This is a genomic window from Micromonospora sp. U21, assembly GCF_018070045.1.
Classification (GTDB): domain Bacteria; phylum Actinomycetota; class Actinomycetes; order Mycobacteriales; family Micromonosporaceae; genus Micromonospora.
Genome location: NZ_JAGPYK010000065.1, coordinates 1 through 9,782, shown reverse-complemented (window position 1 = coordinate 9,782; position 9,782 = coordinate 1). Strand labels below are relative to the sequence as shown.

Sequence of the window (9,782 nt, the reverse complement as noted above, 5' to 3'; positions counted from 1 at the left end):
TCCGACTCGCGATACAAGCGCACAGCGCGCTGACGTAGCTCGTCGGGGTACTTCTTCGGTGCTGCCACGGACGACTTCCTCCCCACGGCCATCAGACCATGATCAAGAAGCTCCATAGAAGCGGGGGTGGCTCAGCGTGACACATCGGTATCAGGACCCGCGTGACACTCCGCCGAGTGTGTTGGTGGAGATGAGCGTGATGGAGCAGCGGTATCGAGCCGTCCAGGACGTGCTTTCCGGGTCGACGGTCACGGACGTCGCCGAACGATGTGGAGTTTCCCGCCAGGCAGTGCATCGCTGGCTGTCCTGGTATCAGGATGGGGGCCTGGAAGGGCTGACCGATCGATCCAGCCGGCCACGTTCCTCGCCCGGTCAGACTGCGCCGGAGGTGGAGGCGCTGATCTGTGAGCTGCGCCGGAACCATCCCCGTTGGGGTGCCCGTCGCCTGGTCTATGAGCTCAGCCGGCGTGACTGCCCCGGCTCGGTCCCGTCGCGGGTCACGGTGCATCGGGTACTGCTCCGGCACGGCCTGGTCGATCCGACACCTCGCCGGCGTCGTCGAGAGGACTACCGGCGGTGGGAACGTGGCCGACCGATGGAACTGTGGCAGCTCGACATCGTCGGCGGCATCCAGCTCGCAGACGGCGGTGAGGCCAAGGTTGTCACCGGCGTCGACGACCACTCCCGGTTCTGCCTCATCGCCGCCGTGGTCCGGCGGGCAACCGGCCGGGCCGTGTGCCTCGCCTTCGCCGAGGCTCTGCAACGGTTCGGGATTCCCGACGAGATGCTCACTGACAACGGCAAGCAGTTCACCGCCCGGTTCGGCCGTGGTGGTGGGGAGGTGATATTCGACCGGATCTGCCGGGAGAACGGCATCACCCACCGGCTGACCAAGCCTCGCTCACCGACCGCCACCGGCAAGGCGATTCCACCAGACCCTGCAACGCGAACTCCTCGACGACGTCGAAGGCTGGGCTGACCCGGAGGAAGCCCAAGCGCCGCACCGCGCCCTTCCCTGCACGGAACAGGCAGCGATCGACATGTTCCGGCGCGAATACAACACCGAACGACTCCACCAGTCCCTCGGGATGGCGTTCCCGGCCGACCGGTTCATCGCCCAGCCCGCCGAGGATCAGATCCCGCTGCGGCTGCCGCCGGCGCTGGCCACCACCGTCCCCGCACCCCGAGGGCCGCTGCTTGCACCACTGCCGGCGTCTCCGTCAGCCGCCGGTTCGTCCGGGTCAGGTCGATGATTCGCGCCCGTGTCGGGCCGGGTGCCTCAGCCGGCTCTCAGCCGCAGGTGCTGGAACGGTAAGCTCACGGAGTCCAAGTGATTGGTTCGGGAGCCCCTGCTGGCGTATATTCCACCGCAGTCGGCTTTCCGTCCTTGGGTACCTTGAACTCAAGCCAACCACGAACGCAGGTCCCGACCTTGATTTCCTTCCGGTCGGGATACTCGGGCTTCATGCCGTTGCCGCCAGCGTGGCCAGTGCTCTTGATTGAAGCGTCCCCGAATTTCAATACCCAATTTGAGGTGCCAATCGAGACAGCGGAGTATCCCTTGGGTAGTTTTTTGAGGCAGTATTTGAGGTCGATCGCGCCATAGACATAGGCACTGTCTGATGGCTTTCCGAATTGCGTGGCGTTGTGCTTGTAACCGTAGAACGTGATGGTCGAGGTGTTCTCGTCAAAGGGAATCGCATCGCCAAGCTTGTTCCCTGCGGGTGCCGAGGGCGGCGGGGTCGATGGGACCGCGCTGGCGCTTTGGCTCGGAGCGCTCGCCGCGGTGGACTCGGTGGCTCCTCCGCATCCCGCCACTGTCATGGCCACGGCGACCGCGATGGAGGGGATCATGGTCTGCCTCAAGTGCACCCTTTTGCTCCTATGCTCAGCTTGACGATCTATGTACTGCCGATCGGCCGCGCCTCGACGCCCAGCCAAGGACGACCTTCGGGGACATCTACCGACGGGAGGGAGGGCCGGCGGATCGCGGCTAGCTAGGGAAGCTAGCCCATCGACTATCTTCCCTGGGGGTCGAGGCAGGCGGTCAGGGTCTTGCGAGGCGGACCAGGAAGACCGTGGCGGCGATGAGGATTAACAGGGTCGGCCCCGTATGTCACATGTACAACCTCGCCCATGCTGGTCAAAGGCGGAGGGCCCGGAAGTAAACAAGTTGTCCGCCACAGGTTGATCATGTCACTGCCGGTATCGACGAACCATCCGCTCATCGGCTATGTCCGCGCACGTCGCGCGCACCGCACGGCCATCGCGCAACGTGACGCTCGCTCCGCGGCAGCCACAGCTGCTGCAAGACACGGACCCCCAGCCTTGCCTGCCTGAGCCGCAGGTAGAGGCTGCACGCACGCTGTGCGCCATGACGGTCGGCGAGCAGCGGCCAGGTGAAGGCATTGGCCGACCGCGTCAGGGAAGGACACGATGGGCGGATGCAGGTACAGCTGATGGTGGTCGAGGGCTGCCCGAACAAAGGACCGGCCGCCGTGGTGTTGCGTCGAGCGCTCGACGAGGTGGGCCTGGCGACGGTGCGATTCACCACGCGGGTGGTGACCAGCCAGGCCGAGGCCGAGCAGCTCGGCTTCCTCGGCTCACCCAGCTTCCTCATCGACGGCCGGGACCCGTTCGCCGAACCCCATCACCGTCCGGCGATGGCGTGCCGGCTTTACCGCGACGACGCCGGCACCTCGGGTGTGCCGCCGATCAGACGGCTGCGCCAGGCGCTCAAGCAGGCCGTCGACACCGCCGCGCCGTGACGTCGACGCTCTGACCAGCACGGCCCGCCCGCTGCCGCTACTGGGCCGGGCACGGTCGTGACCGCAGTTACGAGCGGAGCCAGCGCTTGTGATTCCCCTCGTAACGTGGAGGCCAGAACTTGAGGGATAGAGGTTCATGGCTGAGACGAGACGCCGGTTCGATCCGGAGTTCTGCGCGGGCGCGGTCCGGATCGTACGTGAGACCGGGAAGTCGATCGCGCAGGTAAAGCGTGATCTGGGGATCAACAGCGGTACCCTGGCCAACTGGGTGCAGCAGGATCGTGCCGCTCGTGGCGAAGCCGCTGCCGGGCAACTGGCCGAGGACGAGCGGGCCGAGCTGGCGCGGTTGCGGCGGGAGAACGCCGAGCTGGCGATGGAGCGTGATGTCCTCAAGCGATCCGTGGTCCTGTGGGTCAAGGAAGCGACGGGCCGGTGAGCGTGGCCGCCTTCATCGCTTCCCAGAGGACCGAGCATGACGTGCCGCACGCGGTGGCCTGCCGGGCCCTCGGAGTGTCCGAGTCATGGTTCTACAAGTGGCGGGGCCGTCCGCCGACACCCCGCCAGGACCGTAGAACCAAGCTGACGGACGCGGTCCGACGCGTCTTCGACGCCTCCGGCGGCACCTACGGCAGCCCACGCATCGGCGACGAGTTACGCGAGCAGGGCTGGCGGGTGTCGGACAACACGATCGCGCAGCTCATGGCCGAGCTGGGCCTCGTTGCCAGAGCGAAACGACGCCGGCGTGGGCTGACCCGACAGGGCAAGCTGCCAGCCGCCCCGGACCTGGTCAAGCGCCAGTTCACCGCGCCCGCGCCGGACGTGGCCTGGTGCGGCGACATGACCGAGATCGCCACGCAGGAGGGCAAGCTCTACCTCGCCACCGTCATCGACCTGTACTCCCGGCACATCCTCGGCTACGCCATGGGCGACCGGCACGACGCCGGCCTGGTCGTCGCCGCGTTGAACATGGCTGCGGTCACCCGCGGCGGCGACGTCGCCGGAGTGATCTTCCATAGCGACAGGGCAGCGAATACTGCTCGGCCGACTTCGCCCGGGCGTGCACCCGCTGGAAGGTGCACCAGTCGATGGGCCGGATCGGCTCGTGCTTCGACAACGCCGTGGCCGAGGCCACCTTCTCCACCATCAAGGTCGAGTACGTCCACCGTCACCAGTTCCGCACCCGTACCGAGGCCCGGCTGAAGATCGCCACCTGGATCACCGACTTCTACAACCGCCGACGCCGCCACTCCGTCTGCGACGCACGCTCACCAATCGACTACGAACGATCCACCACCCGCGTCTTGGAGAACCAGGCCGCATAACCGAGTCCTCCACGATTCCAGGGGATTGACAACCCGAAACCGTTCGTGTGGGCCAAGACCACCGAGGAAATCCTCGACTCCCTCGCCCGATATTGTCGGCGGATTTCAGACGCGGGACACTCGTGCTAACTATGTGCATTTCAGCTAGGGTGCAAGAGCGACCGTCCCCATCTACCCCCTGCGCAGGCCATGTTGATTGATTCCCCCGGCGAAGCGGTTGCGGCGCTGGCGCGGCGCCTAGAACTCGGCCGATTCGAGCGGCGGGCGCTCCGCCGGCCCGGCCTTCCTGGGATGGTGTTCTGCTGTGTGCTGCTGATCGTCACCGCGAACTTCCTCATCAACGGTCCGTATAACGCCCTGACCGTCACCGGGATGACGCTGGCTTTGCTGAGCGTCGCCGCCTGGGTGTACGTGTGGTTCCGGCGGACACGCGGCGGGCTCTACGTCTTCACTGGCGGCTTCGTCGATGCCGCTGGCCGCCGCCTCGTCGGCGTGCCGTGGACCGACGTGGTGTCCATCAGCACCGAGGAAACCTCGTACGCGGTGAACTCGCTGCCGGCCGGCACGACGCTGCACTACACGCTGAAGCTGCGGCGTCCGCCGCGCCCGGAGACCGTTGACTGGACCCTCAACACCACCTACGCCGACGTGGACCAACTGGCCGGCCTGATCTCCCGCCGCGCCGGTGTTCCGATCACCACCGTGAGCCCACCCGGTCGCTGACCGCCTCGACCGGCTGTGGCACCAGCTGCGCATCACGCCGTGCAACGAGCGGTGCGCCAACTGGCTCCTGTATGGCGTCCAGCCGAAGAAAGCACATGGGCGGCTGCAAGCCGGGCGCTGCAAGGGCAAGGTCCACCAACGGGCCACCCTCGGCACCGGCGGCCGGCGCATCCTCGTCTCCCGCGACCGGTCCGGAAAAACCCTCGCCGACCAGGGCGCCGACGCCCGCGCCTGGGTCCGCAACCTCCTCGGCATCAGCACTGGCGCCGACGACGGCGACCCCGCCGGCCCGGACCAACCGGCCACCTACGCCTGGGAGCTGGCCCGCCCGGATGACCCCGATATCCCGCCGCTGCAACACCGGCTCCTGCGCGCCCTGTCCCAGCGGGCGCAATGGCGGTCCGCCCTGCTTGCCACCAGAGACAAGGCGACACTGGACGGCACCCCCGATGTCTCTGCAAGCCCTGACGCCACCTTCAGCAACGGGAGGACCTGACTGTGGACACGTCGAAGGGCGTCGGCAACTGGCTGACGATTGACCAGGTGGCCGAAATGCTGAGCGGCTCGTACTGGACGGTGTATCGGCTCATCAAGGCGCGGGAACTCACGGGTGTGCGGATCGGGCGCGCTCGTCGCGTCGTGCCTGATTCGGTGGAGGCGTACAAGGCTCGGCTAATGACGCCGAGTGTTCCGGCGGACTGTGAACTGACGATCGCGGCGGTGATCACGGCGAGGGGTGCGGCGAGGATGAGGCGGAACACCAGCGGTGTCACGAGCGCCATGACGACCCCGACGCCGAGGAGCAGGCCGCCGACGCGGCCGGCGATGTCGATCCACAGGATGAGGTCGGGCCACCGGTCGGCGGTCAGGGAGTACTGGATCAGCGTCATGCCGGCGGCGGCGGTGACGACGGAGCCGGTCGGCACGGCCAGCAGCTCCGACCAGCCGCCGTGGGGTGCGCGCCATTGCCGGGCGGCGACGACCGCCATGGCGGCGGCCATCAGCACGGTCGGGGTGATCGGCCAGAGGGCCCATCTGAGGAACGCGCCCACCGGCTGGCCTAGATATTGGCTGGCAACCACTGCGTAGAGGCCCGCGATCGCGAGGCCGAGGGAGACGGCGGCGAGGATGCCAACGCTGATCTTTCCGCCTTCGGACCGGGTGTCGGGGGTGGGGCTGTGAGCGGCGGCGAGGGAGCCGAGGATGGTGCCCGCGGCGAGGCATGCCAGGAGGGCGAACACGGCGGCCATGGTGAGCTCGCCCCAGTTCAGGGTCACCCAGTAGTGCACGTTCAGCGCGCTGTGCTGCTCTGCGGTCATCATGCACTGCCAGATCAGGGCCAGGGATGCGAAGCCGGGCACGGCGATGGCGACGGCCCGCCGCACCGGAGGCACCGGCACTTCCACGGCGCTCGCCGTGCTGGGGTTGGCGGCGCCAGCGTCCGCGGCGCCTCGGGCGGCACCGAGTGCCGGCTGCGTGACCACCGTCGGGGCGACGCCGGTCTCATCGGCGATGAGCTTCTCCAGTTGCGGCAGGTGCGCGCCACCGCCTACGCAGTAGACGCCGGCGAGTTCGTCGGTGCTAATCTCGGCTGCGGTGACCGCCTCGCTGGTCAGCTGCGCAGCGCGCTGCAGGACCGGGCGGGCGGCCTGCTCGAGCATGGCGTTGTTCACGATGATGGGTGGCCGGTCGGGAAGCGGCACGGTCACGGCCGGGTGATGTGCCAGGGCTTCCTTCGCGGCTTGAACGCTGGCGGCCACCGTCCACCGCGTTGCGCCGTCACCGGCGTCCTCGGGCATGGGGTCGCCGGTGAGGGACGCGGCGAGGGCTTGGTCGATGGCGCTGCCGCCGGCGGCTGGGTCGGCGAGGGTCGCGAGGACCTCGAAGCCGGCAGGGCCGCGGCGCAGGACAGTGACCTCCGCGCCCGCACCCACGTCGCAGACGGCGATGAACGACCCCACCGGCCATTGCAGGCCGGTGGCCACGAGGTGCTCGGCGACGGCCACCGGCGCTTCCACCAGGCGTGGCTGTGGAAGACCGGCCCGGTGGGCGGCCTGCCGCATCCAGGTGCGCCGCCGCGGCCCCCACCCCGCCGGCACCACCAGACGCACATCCTGCACCGGGCCGCCGGCGACCCGCTCGGCCTCGGCAGCGACGCGGCGCAAGGTTGCTGCCGTCAGGTCGAGAGCGTCAACGACGGTTCCGTCGACGGTGAGCTGATCATCGGTCGGGCGGCGCGGTGCCGGGATGAACCGGTTCGGCTGGTCCGCCGCGGCCTGCCAGGCCCGCTGCCCGGTCCACACGTCGCCGTCCGGGGAGAGGTAGACGGCGCTGGGCAGGTGTGGTGCGCCGTCGAAGGACAGTGGCGACCGGCTGCCGTCGGGCCAGGCAAGGACGGCGACGGTGCTGGTGGTGCCGCAGTCGATTGCTAGCCGCGCCTCCCCCGCCTGCATAGGCATAGTCAAACATGAACATCTCGCTTACGTCACCCCGCCGCTACAGGCAGGAATGGGGCCCGTCAGCTCTGGTCCTCGTGACGTCGCATCGGTGAACCTGTGCGCAGGGCGTCCTGACTCCGTACGCATTCGCGCCCTTAGGACGTACCCGTGTTGCGAAAGTTCGGTGATCGCCGATGTAGGACATAGACAGGCGACACACGCTCCCAGAGGAGTCCCCTCATGCTTCGAACCACCCCTCCCCTGATCGCCGGCGTCCTTGCCGCGGCGCTCGTCGCGCCGGTCGCGCCGGCGCAGGCGAGCAACCCACTCGCCCCGATATCCAGTTCCCTGGCGCGGACGCTGACGACAGCCTCCGGCGCGATCCCGGTGTTTGTGCACGGTACGAGCATCGGCGCCGCCCGGCAGGCGGCCGCCGACACCGGCCTCAAACTCATCACAACCTGGAACAAGATCGGCGTCGCGGTTGCGCGCGGCACCGCCGAGCAGATCGTGGCCGTTCGCGGTCATGCCGGTGTCACGTACGTCGAGGGTGACCAGCCGCTGCGGCCATACCTGTCGACCTCGAACGTCGCTACCCGAGGCGAGCAGGCGCGCGCTGAGCTGCGCGACGGACAGGGACGGCCGGTCGACGGCCGCGGTGTGTCGGCGGCGATCATCGACACGGGCGTGGACGGCACGCACCCGTTCTTCCGCAACGCGGACGGTACCAGCGCAGTGAAGCTCAATCTGAAGAACATCTGCGGCCCGCTCACCGACCTGGGTCTGCCGCTCCCGCTACCCAACGACTCGTGCTTCCTCGACCTGAGCGCGGCCAACGACACCGACACGCTGTCGGCCGGCGGGCACGGCACGCACGTCGCGGGGATCGTCGCCGGGCGGGACACGACGCTCACCGACGGCACCCGGCTGCACGGCGCTGCCCCTGACGCCACGCTGATCAGCCTGTCGGTCGGTGCGGGACTGAGCATCTTCGGGGCGGACAGCGCGCTGAACTGGGTGCTCGACCATCACCTGAACCCGTGCGCGGGCTGCCCACCGATCAAGGTGAGCAACAACTCGTACGGCCCCAGTGGCGGTGGGGCGTTCGATCCGAACTCGGCGACCACCAAGTTGCAACGGGCGCTGGCCGCCGAGGGTGTCGTCACCGTCTGGGCGGCCGGCAACGACGGCCCGGACAATAGCGCCACCAACCCTCCGGGTCAGGACCCCACTCCGGGCATCCTCATGGTCGCCTCCTACGACGACCATGGCACCGGCACCCGCGACGGTAGCGTGTCGACGTTCTCCAGCCGCGGGGCGGCGGGACACCCAGAGACCTACCCGGACGTCTCGGCACCCGGATCGAACATCACGTCGGCCTGCCGGCCATACCTGCTGATCTGCTCGACCGGTCTGGACCCGCACAACGGCCCCGGGCCCCTGGACCTCGGCACGTTCAACACGATCAGCGGTACCTCGATGGCAACCCCGCACGTCGTGGGCATCGTTACCCAACTGTTCCAGGTCGCACCGAACGCGACCCCGGCCCAGGTCGAGGACGCGCTCAAGGCCACGGCGTACAAGTTCACGGACGGCGCGGCCTACCAGACCGTCGGGCCCTACACCACCGCAGTCGACAAGGGAACCGGCCTCGTCGACGTGTACGCCTCGGCGGTCCTGCTGGGGGCGACACCTGCCTGACGGCCGATCAGCTCAACGGCGCAGTAGCTAGTTCAGCCGGCACCGTCACCGACAACAAACAGCGCCACGGAGCGGACGATCACCGGCTGGCGACATGCCGCGATGACCGTGTTTGCTCTGGCACAGCTCACGATCCACGACCAGGACCGCCCGTACGCCGGGGCGTTCATGAAGTAGTACCGGGGACGACTCCTCGACGCCGACGAGGCGCCGGATCGCCTGACAACAGGAGAAGGTCATCCCGATGGCGTCCGAGGGCAGGCAACACTTCGAGCGCTGGGCCTGCTCCCCTGAATACCGGGAGCCTTCCGGGGACCGGGCGTCCGCGACGGACAGCCCGGTCCTCCGGGTCAGGCCGGCCCGGCTGCCCTCTACACCGAGCGACGCGTCAGTGCACCTGCCCACCATCGGCAGGCTGCACGCTTCATCGCCACCGTGGTCCTGGTGTCGGGGCGCGCCGACGGGCACCGCATTAGTTCAGCCGAGTGGGCCGCCTCGGTTACCACCAACCAAACAGCAGCGAAAAAGACTGGCACGCCCGGGCCACCATGGCCACCCCCGCTCATCGACATGTCCAGACGTCCCTCCAGACGCAAGCGGTCACAATCCGTAACACTCGGATCGCGGCATGAGCGCGCATCCGATCACGGCACTGTGGCAGGCGTAGCGATGCATCGAGCGTAAACGCGGTGCGGTCACAGGAATGACCACCGATGATCGGTAGGTGGAAGAGGTACGCGAGGCCGACGATCTGCGTGGCCGTTTCGAGGGTAAGTTGCGCGACCTGCTCGGACGGCGCCTGACGTCGGTCGACTACTGGGATGTCTACA

Annotated in this window: 8 protein-coding genes and 3 pseudogenes; 9 read left to right on the top strand and 2 right to left on the bottom strand. The window is 68.2% G+C overall.

What is annotated here, in order from left to right; translation table 11 throughout:
• Positions 1-190: 190 nt before the first annotated feature.
• A pseudogene (locus tag KBX63_RS34575) lies at positions 191-1,244 on the top strand (IS481 family transposase); the annotation flags it as partial.
• A 73-nt stretch (positions 1,245-1,317) separates the two neighbouring features.
• Here the strand turns inward: KBX63_RS34575 and KBX63_RS34570 are convergent.
• Positions 1,318-1,872, bottom strand: coding sequence for a hypothetical protein (locus KBX63_RS34570; RefSeq protein ID WP_210918633.1), 555 nt, complete (start codon positions 1,870-1,872; stop codon positions 1,318-1,320).
• A 572-nt stretch (positions 1,873-2,444) separates the two neighbouring features.
• Here KBX63_RS34570 and KBX63_RS34565 point away from each other — a divergent pair.
• From KBX63_RS34565 to KBX63_RS34540, 7 genes and pseudogenes are all read left to right on the top strand, one after another.
• The gene (locus tag KBX63_RS34565; RefSeq protein ID WP_210918632.1) at positions 2,445-2,768 is read left to right on the top strand and encodes a hypothetical protein; all 324 of its coding nucleotides are present in this window, start codon (positions 2,445-2,447) and stop codon (positions 2,766-2,768) included.
• Positions 2,769-2,904: 136 nt separating this feature from the next.
• A complete protein-coding gene (locus KBX63_RS34560) occupies positions 2,905-3,204 on the top strand; it encodes a transposase (RefSeq protein WP_210918631.1) in 300 nt (99 codons plus the stop codon).
• Complete coding sequence (locus KBX63_RS36985; RefSeq protein WP_374102301.1) at positions 3,177-3,968, top strand: IS3 family transposase; 792 nt, start codon at positions 3,177-3,179, stop codon at positions 3,966-3,968. Before KBX63_RS34560 ends, KBX63_RS36985 begins: the two co-directional genes overlap by 28 nt.
• Positions 3,854-4,090 carry an integrase core domain-containing protein gene (locus tag KBX63_RS34550; protein WP_210918629.1) on the top strand — a complete coding sequence of 79 codons (237 nt, stop codon included), beginning with the start codon at positions 3,854-3,856 and terminating at the stop codon, positions 4,088-4,090. Before KBX63_RS36985 ends, KBX63_RS34550 begins: the two co-directional genes overlap by 115 nt.
• A gap of 291 nt (positions 4,091-4,381) precedes the next feature.
• Positions 4,382-4,813: a hypothetical protein gene (locus KBX63_RS34545; protein ID WP_210918628.1), complete on the top strand. Its 432-nt coding sequence runs from the start codon at positions 4,382-4,384 to the stop codon at positions 4,811-4,813.
• Between the two features lie 4 nt (positions 4,814-4,817).
• Positions 4,818-5,309: pseudogene (locus KBX63_RS35875) on the top strand (replication initiator); the annotation flags it as partial.
• A gap of 56 nt (positions 5,310-5,365) precedes the next feature.
• Positions 5,366-5,902 carry a helix-turn-helix domain-containing protein gene (locus KBX63_RS34540; RefSeq protein ID WP_210918634.1) on the top strand — a complete coding sequence of 179 codons (537 nt, stop codon included), beginning with the start codon at positions 5,366-5,368 and terminating at the stop codon, positions 5,900-5,902.
• Positions 5,903-6,309: 407 nt separating this feature from the next.
• On the opposite strand, the pseudogene KBX63_RS34535 reads toward KBX63_RS34540, so the two are convergent.
• Positions 6,310-7,266, bottom strand: a pseudogene (locus tag KBX63_RS34535) (Hsp70 family protein); the annotation flags it as partial.
• A 225-nt stretch (positions 7,267-7,491) separates the two neighbouring features.
• On the opposite strand from KBX63_RS34535, the gene KBX63_RS34530 reads away from it, so the two are divergent.
• Positions 7,492-8,952 (top strand): S8 family serine peptidase, encoded by a 1,461-nt coding sequence (locus KBX63_RS34530; protein ID WP_210918627.1) that lies wholly within the window; start codon positions 7,492-7,494, stop codon positions 8,950-8,952.
• Positions 8,953-9,782: the final 830 nt, after the last annotated feature.